At 71.4% G+C, this 23398-nt stretch carries 24 protein-coding genes; 9 read left to right on the top strand and 15 right to left on the bottom strand.

Annotated elements, in window-relative coordinates; genetic code table 11:
* The first annotated feature begins 1 nt into the window (after position 1).
* The gene (gene tldD, locus VGL30_RS15810) at positions 2-1405 is read left to right on the top strand and encodes a metalloprotease TldD (protein WP_331540977.1); all 1404 of its coding nucleotides are present in this window, start codon (positions 2-4) and stop codon (positions 1403-1405) included.
* Positions 1406-1424: 19 nt separating this feature from the next.
* On the opposite strand, the gene VGL30_RS15815 is transcribed toward tldD, so the two are convergent.
* Together VGL30_RS15815 and VGL30_RS15820 are read right to left on the bottom strand one after the other, a co-directional pair.
* Complete coding sequence (locus VGL30_RS15815; RefSeq protein ID WP_331540978.1) at positions 1425-2270, bottom strand: phosphatase PAP2 family protein; 846 nt, start codon at positions 2268-2270, stop codon at positions 1425-1427.
* Between the two features lie 180 nt (positions 2271-2450).
* On the bottom strand, positions 2451-4400 hold the full coding sequence (locus VGL30_RS15820; RefSeq protein WP_331540979.1) for an oligopeptide:H+ symporter: 1950 nt from the start codon (positions 4398-4400) through the stop codon (positions 2451-2453).
* A 190-nt stretch (positions 4401-4590) separates the two neighbouring features.
* Between VGL30_RS15820 and VGL30_RS15825 the strand changes: the two genes are divergently transcribed.
* Entirely contained in the window at positions 4591-5052 is a 462-nt protein-coding gene (locus VGL30_RS15825; protein WP_331540980.1) for a DUF427 domain-containing protein, read from the top strand.
* 328 nt (positions 5053-5380) lie between these two features.
* On the opposite strand, the gene VGL30_RS15830 is transcribed toward VGL30_RS15825, so the two are convergent.
* Together VGL30_RS15830 and VGL30_RS15835 are read right to left on the bottom strand one after the other, a co-directional pair.
* Entirely contained in the window at positions 5381-6754 is a 1374-nt protein-coding gene (locus VGL30_RS15830) for a glutamate--cysteine ligase (RefSeq protein WP_414695028.1), read from the bottom strand.
* 102 nt (positions 6755-6856) lie between these two features.
* A complete protein-coding gene (locus VGL30_RS15835; RefSeq protein ID WP_331540982.1) occupies positions 6857-7579 on the bottom strand; it encodes a 16S rRNA (uracil(1498)-N(3))-methyltransferase in 723 nt (240 codons plus the stop codon).
* Between the two features lie 234 nt (positions 7580-7813).
* Between VGL30_RS15835 and ppk2 the strand changes: the two genes are divergently transcribed.
* Together ppk2 and VGL30_RS15845 are read left to right on the top strand one after the other, a co-directional pair.
* The gene (gene ppk2, locus VGL30_RS15840) at positions 7814-8578 is read left to right on the top strand and encodes a polyphosphate kinase 2 (protein WP_331540983.1); all 765 of its coding nucleotides are present in this window, start codon (positions 7814-7816) and stop codon (positions 8576-8578) included.
* Between the two features lie 35 nt (positions 8579-8613).
* Positions 8614-9915 carry a winged helix-turn-helix domain-containing protein gene (locus VGL30_RS15845; RefSeq protein WP_331540984.1) on the top strand — a complete coding sequence of 434 codons (1302 nt, stop codon included), beginning with the start codon at positions 8614-8616 and terminating at the stop codon, positions 9913-9915.
* Between the two features lie 60 nt (positions 9916-9975).
* Here VGL30_RS15845 and VGL30_RS15850 read toward each other — a convergent pair whose 3' ends face one another.
* A complete protein-coding gene (locus VGL30_RS15850; protein WP_331540985.1) occupies positions 9976-10620 on the bottom strand; it encodes a TetR/AcrR family transcriptional regulator in 645 nt (214 codons plus the stop codon).
* A 190-nt stretch (positions 10621-10810) separates the two neighbouring features.
* Between VGL30_RS15850 and VGL30_RS15855 the strand changes: the two genes are divergently transcribed.
* Positions 10811-11992 carry a serine hydrolase domain-containing protein gene (locus tag VGL30_RS15855; RefSeq protein WP_331540986.1) on the top strand — a complete coding sequence of 394 codons (1182 nt, stop codon included), beginning with the start codon at positions 10811-10813 and terminating at the stop codon, positions 11990-11992.
* A gap of 26 nt (positions 11993-12018) precedes the next feature.
* Here VGL30_RS15855 and VGL30_RS15860 read toward each other — a convergent pair whose 3' ends face one another.
* Together VGL30_RS15860 and VGL30_RS15865 are read right to left on the bottom strand one after the other, a co-directional pair.
* On the bottom strand, positions 12019-12747 hold the full coding sequence (locus VGL30_RS15860; protein WP_331540987.1) for a dienelactone hydrolase family protein: 729 nt from the start codon (positions 12745-12747) through the stop codon (positions 12019-12021).
* A gap of 33 nt (positions 12748-12780) precedes the next feature.
* Positions 12781-13521, bottom strand: a complete 741-nt coding sequence (locus VGL30_RS15865) for an SDR family oxidoreductase (RefSeq protein ID WP_331540988.1) — start codon at positions 13519-13521, stop codon at positions 12781-12783.
* 119 nt (positions 13522-13640) lie between these two features.
* On the opposite strand from VGL30_RS15865, the gene VGL30_RS15870 reads away from it, so the two are divergent.
* The 3 genes from VGL30_RS15870 to VGL30_RS15880 all read left to right on the top strand — a co-directional run bounded on the left by VGL30_RS15870 (position 13641) and on the right by VGL30_RS15880 (position 16847).
* Positions 13641-14261 carry a 2-hydroxychromene-2-carboxylate isomerase gene (locus VGL30_RS15870; protein ID WP_331540989.1) on the top strand — a complete coding sequence of 207 codons (621 nt, stop codon included), beginning with the start codon at positions 13641-13643 and terminating at the stop codon, positions 14259-14261.
* A gap of 163 nt (positions 14262-14424) precedes the next feature.
* The gene (locus VGL30_RS15875; RefSeq protein ID WP_331540990.1) at positions 14425-15819 is read left to right on the top strand and encodes an MFS transporter; all 1395 of its coding nucleotides are present in this window, start codon (positions 14425-14427) and stop codon (positions 15817-15819) included.
* A 170-nt stretch (positions 15820-15989) separates the two neighbouring features.
* Positions 15990-16847, top strand: a complete 858-nt coding sequence (locus VGL30_RS15880; protein ID WP_331540991.1) for a sugar phosphate isomerase/epimerase — start codon at positions 15990-15992, stop codon at positions 16845-16847.
* Here the strand turns inward: VGL30_RS15880 and VGL30_RS15885 are convergent.
* The 8 genes from VGL30_RS15885 to VGL30_RS15920 form a co-directional block, all read right to left on the bottom strand.
* Positions 16844-17188, bottom strand: a complete 345-nt coding sequence (locus VGL30_RS15885) for an antibiotic biosynthesis monooxygenase family protein (protein ID WP_331540992.1) — start codon at positions 17186-17188, stop codon at positions 16844-16846. The genes VGL30_RS15880 and VGL30_RS15885 overlap by 4 nt on opposite strands.
* A gap of 140 nt (positions 17189-17328) precedes the next feature.
* Positions 17329-17742 (bottom strand): MaoC/PaaZ C-terminal domain-containing protein, encoded by a 414-nt coding sequence (locus VGL30_RS15890; RefSeq protein ID WP_331540993.1) that lies wholly within the window; start codon positions 17740-17742, stop codon positions 17329-17331.
* Positions 17743-17751: 9 nt separating this feature from the next.
* A complete protein-coding gene (locus tag VGL30_RS15895; protein WP_331540994.1) occupies positions 17752-18273 on the bottom strand; it encodes an FAS1-like dehydratase domain-containing protein in 522 nt (173 codons plus the stop codon).
* Positions 18274-18276: 3 nt separating this feature from the next.
* The gene (locus VGL30_RS15900; RefSeq protein ID WP_331540995.1) at positions 18277-18708 is read right to left on the bottom strand and encodes a Zn-ribbon domain-containing OB-fold protein; all 432 of its coding nucleotides are present in this window, start codon (positions 18706-18708) and stop codon (positions 18277-18279) included.
* A 13-nt stretch (positions 18709-18721) separates the two neighbouring features.
* Complete coding sequence (locus VGL30_RS15905; RefSeq protein ID WP_331540996.1) at positions 18722-19885, bottom strand: thiolase family protein; 1164 nt, start codon at positions 19883-19885, stop codon at positions 18722-18724.
* 92 nt (positions 19886-19977) lie between these two features.
* Positions 19978-20907, bottom strand: coding sequence for an alpha/beta hydrolase (locus VGL30_RS15910; RefSeq protein WP_331540997.1), 930 nt, complete (start codon positions 20905-20907; stop codon positions 19978-19980).
* Positions 20908-20914: 7 nt separating this feature from the next.
* Positions 20915-22126 carry an LLM class flavin-dependent oxidoreductase gene (locus VGL30_RS15915; RefSeq protein ID WP_331540998.1) on the bottom strand — a complete coding sequence of 404 codons (1212 nt, stop codon included), beginning with the start codon at positions 22124-22126 and terminating at the stop codon, positions 20915-20917.
* Positions 22127-22234: 108 nt separating this feature from the next.
* Entirely contained in the window at positions 22235-23026 is a 792-nt protein-coding gene (locus VGL30_RS15920) for an alpha/beta hydrolase (protein ID WP_331540999.1), read from the bottom strand.
* Positions 23027-23259: 233 nt separating this feature from the next.
* Here VGL30_RS15920 and VGL30_RS18870 point away from each other — a divergent pair.
* On the top strand, positions 23260-23398 hold a 139-nt coding region (locus VGL30_RS18870), incomplete at its 3' end, for an SDR family NAD(P)-dependent oxidoreductase (RefSeq protein WP_414695029.1).

Genomic DNA, 23398 nt, shown 5'->3' on the forward strand with positions numbered 1-23398 from the left:
GATCCTCGACTCCGCCGGTGTCGCCCCGGAGCGGGCCCGCGAGATCCTGGGCGAGGCCCTGGTCGGCGCCGACGACGGCGAACTGTTCGTCGAGCGCTCCGAGAGCGAATCGTTCCTGTTCGACGACGGACGGCTGAAATCCGCGGCCTTCGACGCCACCGAGGGCTTCGGCCTGCGGGTGGTGGCCGGCGAGACGGCGGGCTACGCCCACGCCAGCGAAATCTCCGAGGCCGCGATCCGCCGCGCCGGCCAGTCGGCGGCGCTGGCCAAGCGCGGCTATTCGGGCGTCGCGGCGGAAGGCCCCCGCGCCACCAACGCCAGGTTCTATGGCGACGACGATCCGCTGGCCTCGCCGGACTTTTCCGACAAGGTCGCCCTGCTGGAAGAGATCGACGCCTGGTGCCGCGCCCGCGATCCGCGCGTGGTGCAGGTGATGGCCTCGCTGGCCGGCGAGCGGCGGACGATCGAGATCCTGCGCGCCGACGGCCGGCTGATCCGCGACGTCCGCCCGCTGGCGCGCATCAATGTGCAGGTCACGGTCGAGGGCGAGGGCCGGCGCGAGAACGGCTACACCGGCTCCGGCGGCCGCGCCGGGTTCGAGGCCTGGATCACCCCCGACAACTGGCGGGCCGCCGTGGACGAGGCCCTGCGCCAGGCCCTGGTCAACCTGGAGGCCGTCCCCTGCCCGGCCGGCGAGATGGACGTGGTGCTGGGGCCCGGCTGGAACGGCGTGCTGCTGCACGAGGCGGTGGGTCACGGGCTGGAGGGCGACTTCAACCGCAAGGGCACCTCGGCCTTCTCCGGCCGCATCGGCGAGCGGGTGGCCGCGCCGGGCGTCACCGTCTTCGACGACGGCACGGTGCTGGGCCGCAGAGGCTCGCTCACCGTCGACGACGAGGGCACGCCCACCGAGCGCACCGTGCTGATCGAGGACGGGGTGCTGGTGGGCTACATGCACGACCGGATGAGCGCCCGGCTGATGGGCCTGAAGCCCACCGGCAACGCGCGCCGCCAGTCCTACGCCCACATGCCGATGCCCAGGATGACCAACACCGCCATGATGGGCGGCGACACGCCGCGCGAGGAGATGATCGCCTCCACCCGGCGCGGCCTCTACTGCGCCAACTTCGGCGGCGGCCAGGTGGACATCACCAACGGAAAGTTCGTTTTCCAGTGCACCGAGGCCTACCTGATCGAGGACGGCAGGATCACCGCCCCGGTCAAGGGCGCCACCCTGATCGGCGACGGCCCCTCGGCGCTGACCCGCGTGACCATGATCGGCGACGACTTCGCCTTCGACCCCGGCATCGGCGCCTGCGGCAAGGCCGGCCAGAGCGTGCCGGTGGGCGTGGGCCAGCCTTCGCTGAAGCTCACCGGGCTGACGGTGGGCGGCACCAGCCTTTAGCGCCGCGCCGCCTGGATCATCAGCGCCGTTGGACGGGACTTTCCGCCGTCGCATGCGAACTTCCGCGAAGGTGGTCGCGCAGGCCGGCGCCGATGAACCTGATGTCATCGAACAGGCAGGCGGTCTGGACGGCGAGGAAGAACCCGGCCGCGGCCAGGAGCTGCTTGTGCCGTACGATGCGGTCCATAGGCAGCCAGTGCTCGACCCGCTCCGTCGCGAGCGCCGCGGCGAGGGCGCTGGCGATCCCCAGGAAGGCGCCTCCCAGCACGTCGGTCGGATAGTGCAGACCCAGATAGATCCGCGCCAGGCCGGCGACGCCCGCGATCAGGAACCCCAGCAGGCCAAGGGTGCGGTTCACCAGAAAGAGGCTGCAGGCCACGCCGAAGAGCAGGCCCGCGTGGTCGCTCGGGAACGAGCTCCAGTCGGCGGACGCGTCGTGGGCGGCGCCGAACGGCGTGGTGAAGATGAAGTGCGGATCGAACCGCGGGCGCGGATTTTCCGGCAGGATGTGCTGGAAGACCCGGCTGAGCGCTACGGCGACCGCCGCGGCGGTGCAGCCCAGCACCAGCATCAATCTGTCCCGACGCTCGGCCGTTACAAACGTCGCGCAGACCAGGGTGAAAATAGCGACGCCCTGGAACAGCGCCAGCTGGTCGATGGCGTGCACCACGAAATCGAACAACTCCGACCGGCGCGCGAACTGGTTCAATACGGTGACGAACGTGCGGTCGAAGGCGGCCGCCCCCAACAGACGCACCGCGCCGCATAGCACCAGCCCCAGCAGCGCCAGTCCGGCGAGGAGACGAAGCCGCCCCACCCGCCCGTCCGCGGGCGCGACCTCGGCCTCGGCGGTCCCGGGATGCAAGAATAGACGCCGGCCTGTCATAACGATTCCGCTCCCCAATACGTCGTTGTCCCGCCTGGACCCATGGCCAACGGAACTTGGTAGTCCCGGAATGTGCCACACGCAGTAGTCGTGGCAAGATCCGTACCAGGACGATATCGCCGCGGCGTGCGCCGGCCGCGGCTCAAACGCGGCCGGCGGTCACGCCTGACGGTCCGCTCGCACCGCTGCGGGGTTCACCGCCTGGCGTTCGCCGTCCAGGGTCGGGGCCAGCGGCTCGGGCTGGGCGGCGGGCGTATGGTCGTCGGCGCCGTGGGCCCAGCCCTTGATCAGGAAGCTCACGCCGATGAAGGCGGCGCCGAAGCCCATCCCCCACCAGCCCAGCATGTTGAACACCTTCAGAGACGACGCCAGCGACGCCGCCGGGTCCAGCACCTGCCCGCCCAGCGTCTCGGTCCCGGCCATGCCGGCGATGATCCCGCCGACGTACTGGGCGATGGCGGAGGACAGGAACCACACCGCCATCATGAACGAGACCACCGAGGCCACCGACAACTTGGTGATCTGCGACAGCCCTACCGGCGACAGGAACAGCTCGCCCGTGGTGTGCAGCAGGTAGAGCAGGCCCAGCAGCAGCAGCGGCATCCTGAAGTCCGCGCCCGCCGTGCCTGCGCCCCACACCACCACCAGGAAGCCCAGCCCCACCTGGATCAGCGCCAGGCCGAACTTCAGGGTGGCGTCGATGTCCATCCGCCGCTGGCCGAGCCAGGCCCAGAGCGCGGCGAAGAGCGGCGCGAAGATCAGGATGTAGCCGGCGTTGAACGACTGGGTCTGGCCTGCGCCGATGCCGGTGTCGATCCAGCCCCACCAGTGGGCGGGCGTGATCCCCGCCGCGGCGAGCTGCCGGGCGCTGCCGGCGGGCAGGCCGGCGAAGGCGGTCGCCGCCTGGGTGACGGAGAGGTCGACGTTGCGCGCCGCGAACAGGTTCAGCGACGTGCCCGCCTGCTCGAACAGGGTGAAGAACACCACCGAGCCGAACACCAGCACCATGGCCAGCCCCATGCGCGCGCGCTCGACCTTGTCGCACTTGACGGCCATGAACCAGGCGATGAAGGCGACCGAGGCGGCGGTCGAAAGCCCCAGGCCCCAGCCCACCAGGTCGTTGCGCTGCACCAGCAGCCAGATCGGCGCCACGCCCAGCAGGCCCGCGCCATAGATCGTCCACTCGCGGTTGATCGGCCCCAGGAACGGCGCCTTCAACAGCTCCGGATCCGACGGCTCGCCGTGGCCTTCGAGGCTTTTCTTGTTGAGCACGAAGACGATCCAGCCCAGCGCCATGCCGACGCCCGCCAGGCCGAAGCCCGCCCACCAGCCCACGTGCTGGCCCAGCAGGGCGCAGAGCACCGAGGCCCAGAAGGCCCCCAGGTTGATGCCGTAGTAATAGAGGGTGAAGCCGGAATCCCGCCGGGGATCGCCTTGCGGATAGAGCTGGCCCACGATGGTGGAGATGTTGGGCTTCAGGAAGCCCACTCCCATGATGATCAGCGACACCGCCAGGTAGAAGGCGTTGACCCCGACCCGGTCCGCCGACTTGACGAGGGTGTAGGAGCCCGGCTGCAGGTCGCCCGGCAGGGGCGCGTCGGCCGGCAGGCCCTTGACCTGCAGCCCGCCGCCCCTGGCCGGCCCGAACTCATAGGGCTTGCCGCCCACCATCAGGCGGACCTGGCGGTCGTCCATCCGCCCCTGCGCGCTCACCGGGTAGGTCTGGCCGGCGTAGACCAGGGTCTGCTGCGCGGGCCGGCCTTCGTAGGCCATGGTGAAGTGGCCGGCCACCAGCAGCAGCGCGCCGAACGCCACCGCCTTGCGGGCGCCCAGATAGCGGTCGGCCAGCAGGCCGCCGATCAGCGGCAGCAGGTAGACCAGCGAGGTGTAGGAGCCGTACTGCGCGCCGGCCACCGCGTCGTCGAACAGGAGGTGCTGCGTCAGGTAGAAGATCAGGATGCCGCGCATGCCGTAGTAGGAGAACCGCTCCCACATCTCGGCGAAGAACAGCGCCATCAGGCCGCGCGGGTGGCTCTTCAGGATCTGCAGCAGCACCGGCACGCCGGTGACCAGCGTGATGACGATCCCCAGGATGACCACGATGTTCATGCGCAGGCGTTCCGCAGGCTGGAGGGAGTCGGACGCCGCCGGTCGCCTCGCCCGCGCCGGCCCCGGTCTTGGGGCGAGAAGACCATGCTGGGCCGGGCGGCACAAGCAACCGGCCCGAACCGCCCTACCGGAGCCGCCCGCCGCCTCATACGTTAGAGGGCGCAAGCCCCGCGGCTTGAGGAGCCCCGCCATGACCAGTCCCGAATCCGCCCAGATCGTCATCCGCCCGGCCGCCGCCCGCTGGCGCGTCCGTTTCGAGGGCCACGTGATCGCCGACAGCGCCGACGCCCTGATCCTGGAGGAGCCGGGCCACACCCCGGTGGTCTACTTCCCGCGCGAGGACGTCTCGATGGAGTACATGTCCCGCACCGACCGCGCGACCCACTGCCCGTACAAGGGCGAGGCCGCCTACTACACCCTGCTGATGGACGGCGACTTCGCCGAGAACGCCGTCTGGACCTACGAGGAGCCGGCGCCGCAGGCCCAGATGATCCGCGGCCGCCTGGCCTTCTATCCGAACAGGGTGGAGATCTATCCGGTGGCCGAGGCCGACGTGAACCCCAGGGGCGCGCGCCCCGGCGTCGCCGACGTCGTCCGCCACACCGACGCCGGCGACGGCACGACGCAGGCCGACCACTGGCCGGCGCCGTAAGGAAACGCCGGGCCGAGTAATTCGATGCCGGCCCGAGGATAAACTCCGGCCGGGGCCGAGGTGAAACCCACGAGAGGCTCAGGCTGAATCCGGGTCCCGGCCTTCGCCCATAGGCGGTAACTGAAGCCTGCAGAGGGCGTGACGGAGGGGGCGAGCCGACGCACGACGCCAAGTCTACGCCCCCTCCACCACCGGCTCTTCGGCCGGTGGTCCCCCTCCCCCCGTCCTCTTCGGGACAGGGGAGGAAAAGGCCACGTCGCCCTTGAGTTACCGCCTATGGGCCTTCGCCGGGGCGAGCGGAGGCGGATCAACCCAATTTCAACCAGCCCTAGTACGCGAACTCTTCGAACACCCGCCCCACGTCGCCGTTCCAGGGGCCGTGGTAAAGTTCGAGCAGCCGTTCGGCCCGCGTCACCCCGCTCTCGGCGATGGCGTCCAGGTCGGCCAGGTAGCCGGCCTCGTCGGTCAGGCCGCCGCTGAGGCGGTTGCGGGCCTTCAGCCCCTGGCGGGCGATGGCCAGCAGGTCCTTGGCCACCGCCTGCACGGTACGCCCGCCCACCTCGGCCTTCAGCCCGCGCCGCGCCACGTCGGCGCGCACGGCGTCGTGGTCCTCCGTCGTCCAGGCCTTGCACAGGTCCCAGGCCGCGGCCAGCGCCGCCCCGTCGTAGAGCACGCCGGTCCACAGCGCCGGCAGGGCGCACAGCAGGCTCCACGGCCCGGAGTCTGCGCCGCGCATCTCCAGGTACTGCTTCAGCCGCACCTCCGGGAAGATGGTCGTGGTGTGGTCGGCCCAGTCCTTGATCGTCGCCCGGTCGCCCGGCGCCTCCTCCAGCCCGCCCTCCAGGAACCGGCGGAACGACCGGCCCGAGAGATCCACGTAGCGGCTGTCGCGCTTGGCGAAGTACATCGGCACGTCCAGCGCATAGCGGGCGTAGGCCTCGAACCCGAAGCCGTCGGCGAACACGAAGTCCAGCATCCCGGTCCGATCCGGGTCCACGTCGGTCCAGACGTTGGCGCGGGCGGAGAGGAAGCCCGACGGCTTGCCCTCCTTGAACGGCGAATTGGCGAACAGCGCCGTGGCGATCGGCTGCAGCGCCAGGCTGGTGCGGAACTTCGCCACCATGTCGGCCTCGGAGGCGAAGTCGAGGTTGGCCTGCACCGTGCAGGTGCGGAACATCATGTCCAGGCCCATGCCGCCCACCTTGGGCATGTACCGGCGCATGATGCCGTAGCGGCCCTTGGGCATCGCCGGAACCTCGTCGCGCCGCCACAACGGCGTGAAGCCCAGGCCCAGCATGCCGAGGTTCAGCTCGTCGGCGACGGCCTTCACCTCCTCCAGGTGGCGGCCGGTCTCCTCGCAGATGTCGTGCATGGTCTCCAGCGGCGCGCCGGAGAGCTCGAACTGGCCGCCGGGTTCCAGGCTGACGCTGGCCTTGGCGCGCTCCAGCGCGATGAGCACCGGGCCGGCGTCGGACTCCTCGTAGACCCCCGTCCAGCCGAACCGCATCAGCCCCTGCAGCAGGGCCTTGACGCCGTCGTCGCCCTCGTAGGGGATCGGCGCATGACTATGCAGGCGGAACGGGAACTTCTCGTGCTCCGCGCCGACCCGCCACTCGGCCTTCGGCTTGGCGCCGGCTTCGAACCAGCGCACCAAGTCCTCGAACACCAGGGGCCGGCCGTCGCTTGCGGCTTCCGACATCATCGACCTCACCCATCCCCCGACACTGCGCGCCGCGACGGGCGAGGCCCTGCGCGAGCGTGATCCCTTACGCTGCTCAACCAAGTGGGCGCAATCGCGCCAAGCTCAAGGGCGCCCGTCGCCCAGCACCGCCTGCCACAGGGTGAGCGCGCTGATCGCCGCGGTGTCGGCGCGCAGGATCCGCGGCCCCAGCCCGACCGGCGTCGAGTAGCGAAGGGCCCGCAGCCGCGCCTGCTCCTCCGGCGAAAATCCGCCCTCCGGCCCGATCAGGATCGCCCAGGACCCCGGCGGCTGGCCGCCGAGCGCCTGCAGCGCCGGCGGGGCCTCGCCGCTCTCGTCGCAGAACATCAGCCGCCGTCCGGCCTCCCAGCCGTCCAACAGCGCACTCAACCGCACCGGCTCCAGGATCTGCGGCACGTCCAGCCGTCCGGTCTGCTCGGCGGCCTCCATGGCGATCGCCTGCAGGCGGGGGATCCGCACGGTCTCCGCATTGGTCCGCGCGGTGAGCGCCAGCCGCACCCGCCGCGCGCCCAGCTCGGCGGCCTTTTCGACGATCGTCTCCAGCCGGCTGCGCTTGACCACCGCCGCCACCAGGTCGAGGTCCGGGCCCCCGTCCTGCGGCCGGGTCCGCTCGTGGACCTGCAGCTGCACCGCCCGCTTGGCCACCGCCGCCAGCGTCGCCCGCCACTCCCCGTCGCGGCCGTTGAAAAGCGCCACCTCGTCGCCCACCGCGCGGCGCATCACCGCGACGAGGTAGCGGGCCTGGTCGGCCTCCAGCGACAGGCGGGCGCCGGCGGAGAGGCCGTGCGGGGTGAAAAGCCGGATCATGCGCCCCTCTTAGCGCGCATGGAGAGCCCGCGGAAATCGCCCCTTCGACGTCATCCCGCTGGAGCGCGGCGGCGCGGAACGCCGGGGACCATGAACGCCGGGGCGCCGGATTGATTTTCGGAGCCGGTGTTCACAGGTGGCCGGGACAAGCCCGGCCGTCACGTCCCAAATGGCGGGGGCCGGGGCCGATCTGCGGCATTTCCCTTCCCCGCCCCGCCCCTTAGTCTCGCGCCCATGTCCAAGACCAACGACGACGACCAGCGCGAGCTCGAACGCCACCAGCTCGCCCTGGTCCGCTACCAGCAGCAGGCCATGCAGAACGGCGAGAAGGTCCTGGTGATCTTCGAGGGCCGCGACGCCGCCGGCAAGGACGGCGCGCTGCGCGTGATCACCGAGCACCTGTCGGTGCGCAACACCCGCGTGGCGGCGCTGGCCAAGCCCAGCGAACGCGAACGCAGCCAGTGGTACTTCCAGCGCTACATGCCCTTCCTGCCGGCGGCCGGCGAACTCGTCCTGTTCAACCGCTCCTGGTACAATCGCGGCGGGGTGGAGCCGGTGATGGGCTTCTGCACGCCGGCCGAGCACGAGGCCTTCCTGCGCGACGTGCCGGTGTTCGAGCCGCTGCTGATCGGCAGCGGCCTGAAGCTGGTGAAGATCTGGCTCGACGTCTCCAAGTCCGAACAGGCCAAGCGCCTGGCCGAGCGCAAGGACGACCCGCTGAAGGCGCTGAAGTCGAGCCCCCTCGACGCCGCCGCCCAATCCAAGTGGGACGACTACTCCGCCGCCCGCGACGACATGCTGAAGCGCACCCACACCGCCGCCGCGCCCTGGGTCTGCGTGCGCGGCGACCACAAGAAGGCCGCCCGCCTCAACATCATCCGCCACCTGGTCCGCGCGCTCGCGCCCAAGGACATCGCCAAGTCCCTCGAGCCGCCCGATCCCGCCGTGCTGTTCCCCTTCGAGCTCGCGGCCCTCGCCGACGGCCGTCTGGAGCGCTGAGCGACGCGGAATGAGCGGGTGAAGGGGCGGTTCCGGTGACTTCGATCCCGACATTGTCGGCCGCCCAGGCCCGCCGGATCGCGCTGGCGGCCCAGGGCTTCGCCGCGCCGCGGCCGACGGCGCCCGTCACCCGCCGCCGGCTGCTCGGGACCATCGAGCCGCTGGGCGCGCTGCAGATCGATTCGGTCAACGTCGTCTCGCGCACCCACTACCTGCCGCTGTTCTCCCGCCTGGGCGCCTATCCGCGCGCCCTGCTGGAAGACCTGGCCTGGGGCCGCAGGCCGGCGCTCTTCGAGTACTGGGCGCACGAGGCCTCGCTGCTGCCGCTCCCGCTGCAGCCGCTGCTGCGCTGGCGGATGGCCGACGCCCATGAGGGGATCGGCATCTGGAAGGGCGTCGCTCGCTTCCAGCGCGAACGGCGCGACCTGGTGGACCTGGCGCTGGCCGAGGTCGCCCGCCGCGGCCCGCTGTCGGCCGGCGAGCTTGAGGTGGGGATGAAGGGCCGGGGCGGCTGGTGGGGCTGGAGCGAGGCCAAGCGCGCCGCCGAGGGCCTGTTCTGGACCGGCGAGCTGACCACCGCCACCCGGCGCGGGACCTTCGAGCGGGTCTACGGCCTGACCGACAGGGTGCTGCCCCGCGCGATCCGCGAGACGCCGACGCCCGACCGCGCGGCCGCCCAGCGCGAGCTGATCCGCATCGCCGCCCGCGCCCTGGGGATCGCCACCGAGCGCGACCTGCGCGACTACTTCCGCATGGGCGTGGCCGAGACCCGCGAGCGCGTCGGCGAGCTGGCGGCGGCCGGCGACCTCGTCCCCGTGGAGGTGCAGGGCTGGAGCCAGCCGGCCTTCCTCGACCCCGCGGCGCGCAGGCCGCACAGGGTACAGGCCCGCGCCCTGCTCTCCCCCTTCGACAACCTGATCTGGTTCCGCGAGCGCGCCGAGCGGCTGTTCGGGGTGCGCGTGCGGCTGGAAATCTACACCCCGGCCCACAAGCGCGAACACGGCTACTACGTGCTGCCGTTCCTGCAGGGCGAGGCGATCACCGCCCGGGTGGACCTGAAAGCCGACCGCAAGGCGGGCCTGCTGCTGGTGCAATCCGCCCACGCCGAGCCCTGGGCCGACGCCGGGACCGCGCCGGCGCTGGCCGCCGAGCTTCGCCTGATGGCCGGCTGGCTGGGCCTCGCCGACCTCCGCATCCAGCCCCGCGGCGACCTCGCGCCGGCGCTGGCGGCGGCGCACCCCAAATCCACCCCCGCAGGAGGGAGGAGAACCGCCGAAGGCGGTGGAGGGGGAGCAGCGGCGTCGCCGGAAGGACCCCCTTGTCTGCCTGACGGCTGACAGCTCCCCCAGGGGGAGCACCTTTCGACCTCAGCGTCGCAGCCCATGCGATCGCCCCGCTCAGCCGCGGGCCAGGCCGTCGATCTTGGCCAGCATCGCGTCGCGGACACGGGCCAGGTCGATCGATTCCGGCCGGATCAGCCACTGCAGGCCCACGCCGCGGATGGCGGCGTGCAGGATCAGCGCCTCCATGTCCGGGTCGAGGCCCGCCGCCGCCTCGCCCCGGGCGACGGCCGCGCGGAGGTAGTCCGCATAGCGCTGCTGGCCGCCGAGGATCATCTCCCTGACGACGACGCCAAGCTCCGGCCAGTAGTCGTCGGAAGCCTCGCAGTTCGCCTCCTGGATCAGGGCGTAGTAGGCGCGGCTGAAGGACGTCTTGCCCTCCAGCTCGCGGAACCAGCGCCGCACGGAGGTCCTGAGCTCCGCCAAGCCGGACTCCGGGCCCGCGGGCGGCAGGCCGGTCATCCAGTGGTCGTCGTTCATCCGCCGCACGCACTCGCGCAGCAGATGGACCTTGGCGCCGAACAAGTGCGCCGCCAGGCCGCGGCTGTAGCCCGCCCGCTCGCCCACCTCGGCGAGCGTCATGCGCGAGACGCCGCGCGCCGCGATCACCTCAAGGGCGGCGTTGATGATCCGGCCTTCCGAGCGCCGGCGCCGTTCGGCCTGGGTCTGGCGGACCGCGACCGGCTTGCGGGGCTGCGCCAACGCCGGGGTGTCCGTCAAATGCCAGCCTCTCGCGGACGCGGCGGCAGGGCGCCGCGCGGGCCCAAATTAGGCGCCCCCGGCGCCGCTCGCAAGCCGCCCGACGAACGACCCCTGGCGGCTGGCGGACGGCTGGTTGATGATGCGCCCGCCGGACCCGGCGACATGATCCTCACGCCCAGGACCCGCATCCATGTCCGCATCAGGGCTTTCGAAACAACGGCTGGCGCGGCTCGACGCCGCCATGCAGCGCTTCGTCGACGAGGGGAACTTCGCCGGCGTGCTGAGCCTGGTCTGGCGACGCGGCGAAGTGGCCCACGTGCACCCCGCGGGCTGGCGGGACCTGGCCGGTCGCGTCCCGATGCAGCGCGACACGATCTTCCGCATCGCCTCCATGACCAAGCCGGTCGTCAGCGCGGCGGTGCTGGTCCTGGTGGAAGAGGGCCGGCTGCGCCTGGCCGACCCCGTGGCCCGCTGGCTGCCGGAGGTGGCCGACGCGCGGGTGCTGCGCGCGCCCCACGCGACGCTCGACGATACGGTCCCGGCCGTCCGCGCGCCCACGCTGCACGACCTCCTGACCCACACCGGCGGTTTCTCCGGCCGCATCGGCGCCGAGACGCCGCTCACCCGCGCCATGCGCGAGATCGACCAGGGCCCGTGGACGCCCCACGAACCGGACGAGTTCGTGCGGCGGATCGGCGCCCTGCCCCTGGTCGCCCAACCCGGGACCGCCTGGCACTACGGCGTGTCCACCGACCTCCTGGGCGTCGTCGTCGCCCGCGCCGGGGGCCGGAGCCTGCCGGCCTTCCTGCAGGAGCGGATCTTCCAGCCGCTGGGCATGGCGGACACCGCCTTCTTCGTCCCGCCCGGCAAGCAGCAGCGGCTGTCGGCGGCCTACGCGCGCGACGCCGAGGGCCGGCTGGCGCTGCACGAGCCGCGGGCCGGCCACTGGTCGGCGCCGCCGGTGTTTCCGGCCGGCGGCAGCGGGTTGGTGTCCACCGCCGACGACTATCTGGCCTTCGCCCGCATGCTGCTGGGCGGGGGCAGGCTGGGCCGGGAGCGCGTCCTGTCGCGGCCGGCGGTGGCGCTGATGACCGCCAACCACCTGTCGGCCGGACAGATCCGGCCGCTGTTCCCGGCCGTCGACTTCCTGCACGGACGCGGGTTCGGCCTGGGCGTCTCGGTGTCCTTCGCCGCCGACACCGTGCTGGGCTCGGCCGGCAAGTTCGGCTGGCCGGGCGCCTACACCACCGGCTGGTTCGCCGACCCGCACGAGGACCTGATCGGCCTGGTCATGACCCAGCTGTGGCTCGACGCCCGGCTCGAGATCCGGCCCACCTTCGAGAACCTGGCGTACCAGGCCATCGACGACTGAGGCCCGCGCCTCGGGCGGGCGCGTTCCTACCCGGCCTTGTCCAGCACCTCCTCGAACAGCCGGCGCATGGCCTCGAAGGACTCGGCGTCGGCGTGGGGGTCGTAACGGGCGAAGTCGGGACGGCCGAGGGCGTCGGCCTTCGGGTTGGTGAAGGAGTGCACCACCTTGCCGTAGAGGTGCAGGTCCCAGCTCACGCCGCCCGCCTTCAGCGCCGCCTCGAAGGCCGCGCGGTGCTCGGGCGTGATTCCAGGATCGTCGGCGCCCAGGCAGAGCAGCACCCTGCCCTTGATGTTCCCCGCATCCGCCGCCGTCACCGAGGCCAGGCCGCTGTGGAAGCCCGCGATCCCGGCCAGGCCGGCGCCCGAGCAGCCGAGCTCCAGCGACATGGTGCCGCCGAAGCAGTAGCCGATGGCCGCGATCTTCGCGGCGTCCACCCCCGGCTGGGCGGTGAGCGCGTCGAACGCCCCCTTGGCCCGCGCGCGGGTCTTGGCGGGGCTGGAGGCGACGGGGCCCAGGAGGCCCATCATCTTCTCCATGTCGGTCACCTGCAGGGCGTTCCCATGCAGGTCGCAGGCCAGCGCCACATAGCCCAGGCCGGCGACGCGCTCGGCCTTGGAAAGCGCGTGCTCGCCCAGGCCGAAGGCCTCGGGGAACACCAGCACGCCGGGCCTGGGCCCGGCCGCGCCGGCCGGCCGGAACAGCTGGCCCTTCATCGCCAGGCCGTCGGCCTCGTAGTTCACGGTTTCGCTGGGCATGGTCCCTCCTCGATCTGCTGCTGCTCGGCCGTCCTACGGCCAGTTGACGCCGTAGTCCGTGGTGTTGCGCCATTGGCCGGTCATGGTCTCGGCGGTCTGCCGGGCCAGGTACAGGACCGGCGGTGCGAACTGTTCCGGCGTCGGCGTCTTGCCGCCCGCCAGCTCCCTGACCATTCCGGGGCTCAGCACGTTCACCGCGATATTGTACGGCTTCAGCTCCTCGGAGAAGTAGGTCGCGATGCGGTTGAGCCCCGCCTTCGACGTCCCATAGGCCAGGAGCCCCTTGTGGCCCGGGTCGTCGTGCGGGACCGCCAGCGAGGTCTTGCTCGACATCAGGATGATGGCGCCGGACCTGCGCGCCATCATCTGCGGCGCGACGCGCTGGATGAAGCTGTAGGGGACCTTCACGTTCATCGTCAGCACCCGCTCCCAGTGCTCGTCCGGCACCTCCAGGGCGTCGGAAAGGCCGGCGGCCATGGCGTTGTACAGCAGGATGTCTATGCGCCCGAAGTGCGCCAGCGCCTCGTCCACCACCCGTTGGACGTCCTCCTTGCGGCTGACGTCGGCGCCCAGGCCGAGGATCGGCGGCCCATGCCCGCGGCCGGCCTCCATGACCTCCTTGAGGCTGGTGGTCCTGCCCTCCACGGGCATCACCCGGCGCGCCACGGCCACCACCTGCGCGCCCGCGGCCGCCAGCCCCAGCGCGTAGGCCCGGCCCACGCCGCGGCTCGCGCCCACCACCAGGGCCACCTTGCCCGCCAACGAGGCGTCCATGCCTTCCCTCCACGTTCCACCGTCTCCCGCGCGGCGGCTTGCCAGCATGATAGGGCGATCCCTATCGTCAAGCGGCAATGGGGGGCGCCGCCCCCTATGATCTGCAACGCGAGCGTCCCATGGCCGAGATCGAGTTCTTCTTCGACTGCTCGAGCCCCTGGACCTACCTGGGCTTCGAGACCGTCCAACCGCTGGCCGCCGAGTTCGGGGCGACGGTCCGCTGGCGGCCGATCCTGGTGGGCGGGGTGTTCAACGCCGTCAATCCCGCCCTCTACGAGCAGCGCGCCAACACCGTGCCGGCCAAAAGCGCCTACCAGCGCAAGGACCTCGCCGACTGGGCGCGCCACGTCGGCGTCGCGCGGCTGAAGTTCCCGCCGACGGTGTTTCCGGTGAACAGCGTCAAGGCGATGCGCGGCTGCATCCTCCTGCAGGACGACCCGCGCCTCCTGCCCTTCGTGCGCAGGACTTTCGAAGCCTATTTCGGCGACGACCTCGACATCTCGCAGGATGCGGTCCTGCGCGACATCTGCCGGGCGGCGGGCGTCGACCCCGACTGGCTGTCGGCCGGGATCGCCGAGGCGCCGGTCAAGGACGCCCTGCGCGCCAACGTCGACGAGCTGATCCGCCGCGGCGGCTTCGGCTCGCCCACCCTGTTCCTGGACGGCGGCGACATGTACTTCGGCAACGACCGCATCCCGCTGCTGCGGGACGCGTTGGCGCGAGGCCGGCCCGCGGACTGAGGCGACGGACGGACGGCCATTGCGGCTCCTCCCCACCGAAATCGGGCGCCGGGCGTTGCATTCGCCCGCCAGATGGTTTCCATCGAGTCGAGCCGACGAACTCGGCCGCGGCGCGACAGGGACGCCGGACCCGGGAGGAAACGATGACCAGGAGCCGTCCGTCATGGCGTTGGTGAGCGCGCCGCCGCAGGCGCGGGCCGAGCGGCCCGGCGCGGACGTCTCCGAGGCGGGCTACCCCAGTCCGAGGCGCGCCTGGTGGTCGGTCTTCGTGCTGACCGCGCTCTATTCGCTGTCGCTGCTGGACCGCCACATCATCGCGCTGCTGGTGCACGACATCCGCGCGGACCTGCATATCAGCGATTTCCAGATGGGCCTGCTGCAGGGCGTCGGCTTTGCGCTGTTCTACGTCACCTTCGGCCTGCTGTTCGGCTGGGTGATCGACCGGTTCTCGCGGCGGGGCGTGGTGTTCCTGGGCGTCACCGTGTGGTCGCTGGCCACCGCCGCCTGCGGACTGGCGCGCAACTTCGGCCAACTGGTGGGCGCCCGCTTCGGGGTCGGGGCGGGCGAGGCGGCGCTCAACCCGGCGGCCTATTCGATTATCAGCGACACCTTTCCCAGGCGGCGGCTGTCGTTGGCGATCTCGGTGTTCGGAACCGGCGCCAACCTCGGCGGAGGCCTGTCGCTGTTGCTGGGCGGGTTCCTGATCACCGTCCTTCCCAAGGACGGGGTCACCCTGCCGGTGCTCGGGCACCTGCAGGCTTGGCGGGTGGTGTTCCTGGCCGCCGGCCTTCCCGGCCTGCTGATCGTCCTCCTGATCTGGACGGCGCCCGACCCAAGACGCCGCGAGCGGCTGCTGGGCGCGACCTCGCTGCGCGACACCCTGGCCTTCGTGCGCGGGCGCTGGCGGTTCTTCAGCGGGCATTTCCTGGGCTTCGCCCTGCTGGCCGCGTCGGCCAACGGCTACCAGGCGTGGGCGCCCACCTACCTGATGCGCGAGTTCGGCATGCCCGTCACCCAGGTGGTGTCGATCCTCGCCCCGATCAGCCTGCTGGCCGGGGTCACGGGCAGCATCTTCGCGGGCTACGTCACCGACCGCTGGTTCGCGCGCGGACGCGCCGACGCACATCTGCGATTCTTCATCTTCGCGACCGCGGTGCAGCTGGTGGGACTGTGCGTGGCCATGACCAGCCGCCGGCTGGAGGTGTTCGTCCCCTTCGTCATAGTCGCCCATCTGGCCGGCGGCTTCGCCGGCGTCGCGCCGGCCGCGCTGCAGCTGACGACGCCCAACAATTACCGGGGCCAGGTGTCGGCGGCCTATCTGTTCGTCTTCAACCTGGTCGGGATGGGCCTCGGCCCCACGATGGTCGGCGCCCTGACCACCTGGGTGTTCCGCGACGACGCCAAGGTCGGATGGGCGGTGGCGACCAATTCGCTGATCGTGCTGCCCCTGGCCATCGTGGCCTTCGCCTGCTCGCTCGCCCCGATGCGCCGCGCCGTCGCCCAGGCCAGCGCCTGGAGCGTACAGGACGCGCCCCGCGCAGCGCGCGCCGTCGACTGAAGCAGGATCTGTGGGCGCGCCCATGCCGTCCTTCTCCGAGCCGCGCCTTGTCCGGGGCGGCCGGTGAAATCGCCAGTGACCGCCCGCATCCCCGCGCCTACAGAAGACCTACCGCGATCGACCCGGCGGCGGAATGCGGTCGCCCCGTCCGGTCGGGGGGAGGCGCTTCGATGACCGACCTGATCTGCAGCTACTACACGGTGGCCGGCGTCTCCCCCGCCGCCGCCGGGGCGAGCCTCCTGCCTTTCGAGGACCGGGTGCGGGCCTGCGCCGAAGCGGGCTACGCCGGGGTGGGGATGCATGTGCGCGACTACCTGGCCCTGCGCCGCTCTGGCCTCTCCGACCAGACCCTGGCCGCGACCCTGCGCGGCCACGGCATGCGTCACGTCGAGGTGGAGTTCCTGGTGAACTGGTTCGCCGACGGCGAGGCGGGCGAGCGCTCGCGGCGCGACGAGGAGACCCTCCACCACATGGCCGAGGCGCTGGGCGCGCGGGTGATGTTCCTGACCGGCGACCTCGCGCCCGGCAATCCCATGTCGTTCGACCGGCTGCTGGAGAAGTTCGCCGCGCTCTGCGCCCGGGCGGCGGAGCGGGGCGTCGCCGTCGGCGTCGAGCCCTGCGCCTGGTCCAACGTCGGCGACCTCGACGCGGCGCTGCGGCTGGTGCAGGGCTCCGGCGCCAAGAACGCCGGCCTGTTCCTCGACCTCTGGCACCTCTACCGCCGCGGCCTGGACTATGGCCGCCTGCGCGCCGTGCCGCCGGGACTGATCCTGGGCGTGCAGCTCGACGACGCAGCGGCCGAGGTCCAGGGCGGCTTGCCGGAAGACTGCCTGGACCACCGCCTGCTGCCCGGCGACGGCGCGGCGGGCGCGGCGGATTTCGTCGCCGTACTGGCGGAGATCGGCGTCACGGGGCCGCTCAGCGTCGAGGTGATCTCCAACGCCCAGCGGGCCCGCCCGCTGGAGGAGGCGGCCCGGGTCAGCTACCGCGCCGCCCGCGCGGTCGTCGATGAGGCGCTCTCCCGCTAGTTCGATCCCCCCAGCAAGCGCCCGTCCCAGCCGCCGCCCATGCCCGCGCCGCTCACGTTCCAAAGGCGCAGCTCGGAGATCCTGGTGGTGAATTCGCCGGCGTAGAAGGACATGAACCGGGGCTGCACCGACTTGCTGCGCTCGCTCGATTCGTAACGCTGCAGGTCCTGCATCGTCGCCCAGATGCTCACCGTGTACCCGGAATCCGCATCGTCCGTGTCGCGCGCCAGCATGCTGCCCAGGAGGCCCGGCATGTCCGTGCGCTCGGCGATGATCTCCCGATAGGTCTGCTCGTAGTCGTTCCAGGCGCCCGGCTTCAGCTTGCCGTGGGTGAACCTCATGACCGGCATTGTCTTTACTCCGACAATCCCCGACGAGGGCAAGCGTGCGCCGCCGCAGGGGGCCTGTAAAGCGCCGTCAAAACACCCCCCGAGCGAGCGCCGGCGCATCGTCCGGGGTCGCCGGGATCAGGCCCCGGCGTTCACGGGCGGCTCACCGTCACGGTCGCCTGGCCGGACACCAGCTTGCGGTCGGCGTCGTCATCGACCCACAGGTCGATGACCACCTTCGCGCCACCCACCCCCGGCGTCACGCTGGCGATCCTGCCGTGGGCGGTGATCGTCGAGTCGCGGATGTTCGGCTGCTGGTACTGGGCGCTGACCCGGTCGATCCGCCCGCCAGTTCCCAGCCAGCCGCGCAGCATGTTGTGGACGTACGACCACGCCAGGTTGCCCATGCCGATGGCTCCGGGGAAGCCCGCGGCCCGGCCGGCCTCGTCGTCCATGTGGATGGGCACGAACTCCTCGTTAACCGCGGCGTACCGATTCCAGTGCGCGAAGCCGGTCCTGCGCGTGAAGGCCGGCAGCTCTGCGCCCGGCGTCAGATCGATCGTCATCCCGGAGTCCTAATATCGAACCAGGGTCATGACCGTGCTGCGCACCAGCTCGCCGCGCTGGTTGGTCCAGCGGTCCTGCGTCTCGGTGAGCAGCAGGGGGCCGCGCTTGCCCTGCTTCTGCGCGTAGCCCCTGATGCTGAATTGCGTGCCGATCACGTCGCCTTCGGTCATCCGCACGCCGTACTCGCAGACCATCCCGCCATTGACCATGAACTTCACGTCCGGGGGCTCGACCCCCGCCTCCCGCTCCAGGAATCCGGCGCTGATCTCCGCGCGCCTCGGCTCGGCGCCGGGGCTCGCCCAGGCGAACGGGTTGAACTCATGCGGCGCGGCCAGGGGCCGCTCCCCGCCGGCCGCGCCCGCGTCCATGAACTCCGCCGGCGGCGGCTCCGGAAAATAGACCGCGATCGCCCACTTGCGGATGTCCGACGCCGAGATCGGATAGGACGTGCGGGTGCGCAGCACGCGGCCGATCGCGCCGCGCATGGCCTCGCTGACCAGGTCCGGGGCGGCGGCGATGGCGCTGGCCACGCCTCAGCCCTCCCGCCCGGTGAATTCCCACAGGGTGACGTCTTCGTCCGGGATGTCCTTGAAGATCATCTTCAGGGGCATGCCGATCCTCAGGTCCTCGTGCGGCACGCCGACGATGTCGCCCAGCACGATCACCGCGCGCGGGCCGCCGGACAGCTCCATCTCCACCAGGCCCACCACATAGGGAACATCGGCGTGGAAGGCGCCCAGGCCGCGGTGCACGGCGGTGTAGGTGAACAGCGCACCGTTCCCGTTGATCTTCGTCCAAGTCAGGTTTTCCGACAGGCAGTTGCGGCAGGCCGGATAGGGCGTCCAGTTCCAGGCGCCGCAGTCGTCGCACCTGGGTACGCGGAACTCGCGCCGGGCCAGGCCCTCCCACAGCGGGGCGTTCTCGGGCTGCTTCCGGGGCAGCGGCTTCAGGTACGGCTGGTTCATCGGTGCTCGCCTCTCAGTCCGCGGCCATGATGACCGTCGAGGCCAGGCCGTGCACGGCCCAGCCCTGCGACAGCGCCGCCCCGATCCTGGCGCCCCGCACCTGGCGGGGGCCGCATTCGCCGCGCAGCTGGCGGGCCACCTCGATGACCTGGAAGCCGCTCGGATTGCCGTTGTGGCTGTGGGACAGCAGGCCGCCGTCGGTGTTGGCCGGCATCCGGCCGCCCAGCCGCAAGTGGCCGGCGGCGATGTACTCGGCGCCCTCGCCCACCTTGCAGAAGCTCATCTCCTCAAGGTCCCGGGCCACGGTCACGGGGAAGCAATCGTAGAGGCCCGCGGTGTCGATGTCCTCGCGCGAGACGCCGGCCATGCCGAACGCCAGGTCGGCGGTCCTGCGCACCGCCGCGCCTTCGTCGGAGATCCAGTCCGGAGTGATGGTCTGGTAGGGGTCGGTGTAGGCGGCCTCCGCCCCGCCGAGGATCCAGACCGGCGCCTTCCGGCAGGTCCTGGCCACCGCCTCGGACGCGATCACAAAGGCGTAGCCGCCGTCGTTGTCCAACGGGCACTCCAGCAGGTGCAGCGGGTCGGAGATCATCCGCGAGCTGAACACGTCGTCGACGGTGATCTCCCCCCGCGGGCCCATCACCGAAGCCGGGTTCAGCGTCGCGTGATGGCGGGCGATGACCGCATATTCGGCCAGCTGCTCGGGACGCACGCCGTACTGGTGCATGTAGCGCCGGGTCCACATGGCGTACCACGGCGACATGTAGGCGCCCTGGATCATGTAGCTCATGTCGCCCACCCGCGGCGCGCCGGGCTGGCCGGCGGAGCCCTGCGGGCCCAGGCGGTAGCCGGCGTTGGCGAAGTAGGCCACCACCACATTGGCCATGCCCGAGGCGACGCCCAGCGCGGCCTTGGCGGCGGCGCCGGCGCCGCTGCCGATGTCGATGAAGCTGATCGGCCGGCCGCCGAGCTGCTCGGCCCATCGCATGTGCAGGGAAAGCGGCGTGTCGAACGCCATCGGGATCAGGCCGTCCACGTCCCTGTGGCTCAGGCCGGCGTCCTCCAGCGCGCCCTTGACGCACTCCACCTCCAGCGACCAGGCCGTGCGCGGCAGGGCCCGCGCCTGCTGGCTCGTATAGACGCCGACCACCGCCGCCTTCCGGCTCGGAAATGACATCAGGCGCCTCCGTTTCGTTAGAACCAGGGTTGGTCGCGAAACGGGGTTGGTAAAGCGAAAAACGCCGCTCCGGCGAGCCGCCGCCGGCTGGCCTAAAGCGTCTTCTTCAGATGCTCGATGGCCAGGTTCACCGCCGCGCGGGCCTGCGGAACCTCGATGGCCAGGGTCAGGAACCCGTGCGGCACGCCCTCGTAGCGGGCCAGGATCACCGGCACGCCGGCCTGGCGCAGCCGCTCGCCATAGGCCTCGGCCTCGTCGCGCAGCACGTCGCAGGCGGCGGTGGTGATCACCGTCGGCGGCAGGCCGCTCACGTCCGTGGCCCGCAGGGGGGAGAGGCGGCCGTCCGAGCGGTCGTTGTCGCCGGCGTAGACGTCCCAGAACCACGCCATCATGGCGGCGGTCACCCCCGGTCCCTGGCCGAATTCGCCGTAGCTGGGGAAGTCCAGCCGGCTGTCGGTCACCGGATAGTTCAGCAGCTGGAACTTCAGAGCCGGCCCGCCCCGGTCGCGGCAGATCAGCGCCAGGGCGGCGGCGATGTTGCCGCCGGAGCTGGAGCCGCTGATCGCCAGCCGCTGCGGGTCGGCGTCGAACGCGCCCGCCCCGGACCCGGCCCAGCGCAGCACCGCCAGGCCGTCCTCGATCGCCGCCGGGTACGGATGTTCGGGCGCCAGCCGGTAGTCGACCGACGCCACCAGCACGCCCGCCTCGGCCGCCATGCGGGCGCAGCGCCGGTCGTCCATGGCCAGGTTGCCGATCACCCAGCCGCCGCCGTGGAAGTTCAGCATCGTCGGGAACGGCCCGGTCCCGTGGGGCTGGTAGAGCCGCACCGGGATCGCGTGGCCGCCGCCGTCCACCTGGACGTCGCTGACGGTGACCCCCGGAAACGCCAGCGGCCCCTGGGGCCGGTTTCCCATCCGCAGCCCGGCTGCGGCGGCCGCGGCGCCGGGGCCGCGGTCGAGCGCCATCGCCGGCCGCGGCGGGGCGGCGGCGAACAGGGCCAGGATCTCGGGGTCGAGCGTCACGCCGGACCTATTCGGCCGCCTCGACCGCGGCGTCCACCTTCTCCTCGCCCAGGCTCCGGACCTGCGGATAGACCTCCTTGCCGATCAGCCGGATGCTGTCGGCGGTCTCCTTGGGGCCCATGTAGCCGCCCTGGGTCATGCACAGGAAGTTGCCCAGGCCGCCCACGAAGTCGTTGAACTTGGTGAGCTGCCGGACCACCTCGTCGGGGGTGCCCCAGAACATCCTCCCGGCTTCCGGCAGCATCTCCAGCGTCGGGTTGGGCGGGATCGGCCGTCCGTCCATGAACACCCCGCCGCCGGCGTGCGGGTCCTTGCCGGCGACGCCGCCCGAGGCGAGGGCGTGGGCGTTGGCCTCGACGCCGGCGTAGCCCGCCGGGTTGAAGGTGTGCGGCGGCGCGCGCGGGGTGGCCTGAGCGTAGGCGTAGAGCTTCTCGGCCCGGCGGCGGGCCTCCTCATGGTTGTCGGCCACCACCATCATGCAGAAATAGGCCAGGCGGTCGGAACGGGCGGGCCGGCCGTACACGGCCTGATACTCCTCGCGGTAGGCGTCGAAGGTCTTCTTCGCCACCGTCCCGCCCATCATCGAGGCCAGGATGTAGCCGCGCCGGGCCGCTTCCCGGGCCGTGTCGGTCCCGGAGCCCGGCAGCCACATCGGCGGATGCGGATACTGGTAGATCGGCGGCATCAGGTTGACGTGCCGGTAGTTGAAATGCTCGCCCTCCCAGCTGAACGGCCCGTCGCGGGTGGCGAAGGCCTTCAGCACCACGTCGTGCGCCTCCCAGAACCGGTCCATCATCCCGGCGGGATTGGAGTTGGACATGTAGAGCTCCCAGGGGGTGCCCTTCACGAAGCCGAACTCGAGGCGGCCACCGGAGATGTTGTCCACCATCGCCAGCTCCTCGGCCACCCGCAGCGGGTCGTGCCGGTTGCCCATGGGCACGCCCAGCGACAACAGCCGCGCCTTGCTGGTCTGGCGCGCCAGGATCGACATGGTGACGATGTTGATCGCCGACATGCAGGTCAGCGACTGGTGGTGCTCGTTGATCATCAGGTCCAGGCCCATCTCGTCGGCCAGCAGGTACTCGTCGAGATAGCGGTTCAGCAGGCCGGAGACGGTCTGGGGCGACATGATCGACGAGGGGATGTTGATCCTGAGCGGACCTTTCACCTCTTCCCAGGCCGGGTGGTAGGACTGTTCCGTGAAGTACCAGATCCGCATCGGTCTGCTCCTTGATCCCTAGAGCGTGACGGCCGGAAGTGGAAACCCGGTCCGGCGCCCGTCACGCTCTGAACTTTTCAAAATAGAGCCTTTTCGCAGGAAGAGGCCCTAGGCCGGAACGGCGGCGGCCACGCCGGCGAACGCCTCGACCGCCCGGGCGACGGCTTCCGGCTGCTCACGCTGCGGATAGTGGCCCGCGTCCTCGATCAGCTCGAACCTGGCGCCCGGAACGCCCTGGGCGTAGGCGCGGCCGTAGTCGGGGGCGACGATCCGGTCGTCCGCCCCCCAGACCACCAGCGTCGGCGTGGTGATCCGGTGCAGCCAGCGGCGGAGGCGCGGGTTGTGCAGGGTGGGTGACCAGGCGAACCGCGACAGGCTCTCGCGGTTCGAGGCGATCCGCAGGGCGGCGGCGAGGTCCGCCGGCGCCGGCATCGGCGGCGGCCGGTTGTAGGACAGCGCGTTCAGCGCCTCGGGCGTGTGGGAGAAGATGTCGACGATGTTGCGGTCTTCCGGCCCGCCGGTCTTGATCCCCACGGCGTCGATCAGCACCAGGCCGCCCAGCCGGGCCGGGGCGCGCACCGCCATCTCCGCGGCGATCCAGCCGCCGAAGGACGAGCCCGCGACCACCGGCGCCTCGAGCTCCAGCGTCTCCAGCAGGTCGAGGGTGTGGTAGGCCAGGTCGTGAATGTCCCGCAGGCCGTGCCGCGGCGAAGCGCCGAAGCCCGGGTGCGACGGAGCGATCACCTTGAAGCTCCTGGCCAGCCGCTCGATGAAGCCCAGCGACGGCTCGATCCCGTCGCCGGCGTGCAGATAGACCAGCGGGCGCCCGCGCCCCTGGGTCAGAACCTCCACCGTCCGTCCGGCGACGTCCAGCTGTTCGAATGCGGGGCTGCCCGCCATCCCTGATCTCCGCCTATTGTGACCGTGCGTTCCTGTGACGATGCCCGTCCGCGGCCTCGGCGGCCAATGCCATTTCAGGCGCCTGGACCATATGCAAACGGCATCGATCCCGATTGCCCGCCCGCCGCCTCGGCCATTGAACTGCGCCGCCCGTTCCGCATAGTCTGCGCCGCCGGCGGTTCACCGCGTGGCCAAGCTTCAACGGCGCGCAGACCCGGGCGGGAACCAGCACGATGAGACAGTACGAAGGCAAGGTGATCCTGATTACCGGCGCGGCCGGCGGGCTGGGGACGGCCATGTGCCGGCTGCTGTCGGAGCGCGGCGGGGCCATCGCGGTGGCCGACATCGACGCCGACCGGGCGGAGGCCACCG

This window comes from Phenylobacterium sp. (assembly GCF_036502675.1).
Classification (GTDB): domain Bacteria; phylum Pseudomonadota; class Alphaproteobacteria; order Caulobacterales; family Caulobacteraceae; genus Phenylobacterium.

What these genes read in the sequence shown, in the direction of transcription:
- VGL30_RS15820 (WP_331540979.1), bottom strand. Translation starts at nt 4,400, where the DNA reads ATGAACATCGTGGTCATCCTGGGGATCGTCATCACGCTGGTCACCGGC.
- VGL30_RS15825 (WP_331540980.1), top strand. Translation starts at nt 4,591, where the DNA reads ATGACCAGTCCCGAATCCGCCCAGATCGTCATCCGCCCGGCCGCCGCC.
- VGL30_RS15830 (WP_414695028.1), bottom strand. Translation starts at nt 6,754, where the DNA reads ATGATGTCGGAAGCCGCAAGCGACGGCCGGCCCCTGGTGTTCGAGGAC.
- VGL30_RS15835 (WP_331540982.1), bottom strand. Translation starts at nt 7,579, where the DNA reads ATGATCCGGCTTTTCACCCCGCACGGCCTCTCCGCCGGCGCCCGCCTG.
- ppk2 (WP_331540983.1), top strand. Translation starts at nt 7,814, where the DNA reads ATGTCCAAGACCAACGACGACGACCAGCGCGAGCTCGAACGCCACCAG.
- VGL30_RS15855 (WP_331540986.1), top strand. Translation starts at nt 10,811, where the DNA reads ATGTCCGCATCAGGGCTTTCGAAACAACGGCTGGCGCGGCTCGACGCC.
- VGL30_RS15860 (WP_331540987.1), bottom strand. Translation starts at nt 12,747, where the DNA reads ATGCCCAGCGAAACCGTGAACTACGAGGCCGACGGCCTGGCGATGAAG.
- VGL30_RS15865 (WP_331540988.1), bottom strand. Translation starts at nt 13,521, where the DNA reads ATGGACGCCTCGTTGGCGGGCAAGGTGGCCCTGGTGGTGGGCGCGAGC.
- VGL30_RS15870 (WP_331540989.1), top strand. Translation starts at nt 13,641, where the DNA reads ATGGCCGAGATCGAGTTCTTCTTCGACTGCTCGAGCCCCTGGACCTAC.
- VGL30_RS15875 (WP_331540990.1), top strand. Translation starts at nt 14,425, where the DNA reads ATGGCGTTGGTGAGCGCGCCGCCGCAGGCGCGGGCCGAGCGGCCCGGC.
- VGL30_RS15880 (WP_331540991.1), top strand. Translation starts at nt 15,990, where the DNA reads ATGACCGACCTGATCTGCAGCTACTACACGGTGGCCGGCGTCTCCCCC.
- VGL30_RS15885 (WP_331540992.1), bottom strand. Translation starts at nt 17,188, where the DNA reads ATGAGGTTCACCCACGGCAAGCTGAAGCCGGGCGCCTGGAACGACTAC.
- VGL30_RS15890 (WP_331540993.1), bottom strand. Translation starts at nt 17,742, where the DNA reads ATGACGATCGATCTGACGCCGGGCGCAGAGCTGCCGGCCTTCACGCGC.
- VGL30_RS15900 (WP_331540995.1), bottom strand. Translation starts at nt 18,708, where the DNA reads ATGAACCAGCCGTACCTGAAGCCGCTGCCCCGGAAGCAGCCCGAGAAC.
- VGL30_RS15905 (WP_331540996.1), bottom strand. Translation starts at nt 19,885, where the DNA reads ATGTCATTTCCGAGCCGGAAGGCGGCGGTGGTCGGCGTCTATACGAGC.
- VGL30_RS15915 (WP_331540998.1), bottom strand. Translation starts at nt 22,126, where the DNA reads ATGCGGATCTGGTACTTCACGGAACAGTCCTACCACCCGGCCTGGGAA.
- VGL30_RS15920 (WP_331540999.1), bottom strand. Translation starts at nt 23,026, where the DNA reads ATGGCGGGCAGCCCCGCATTCGAACAGCTGGACGTCGCCGGACGGACG.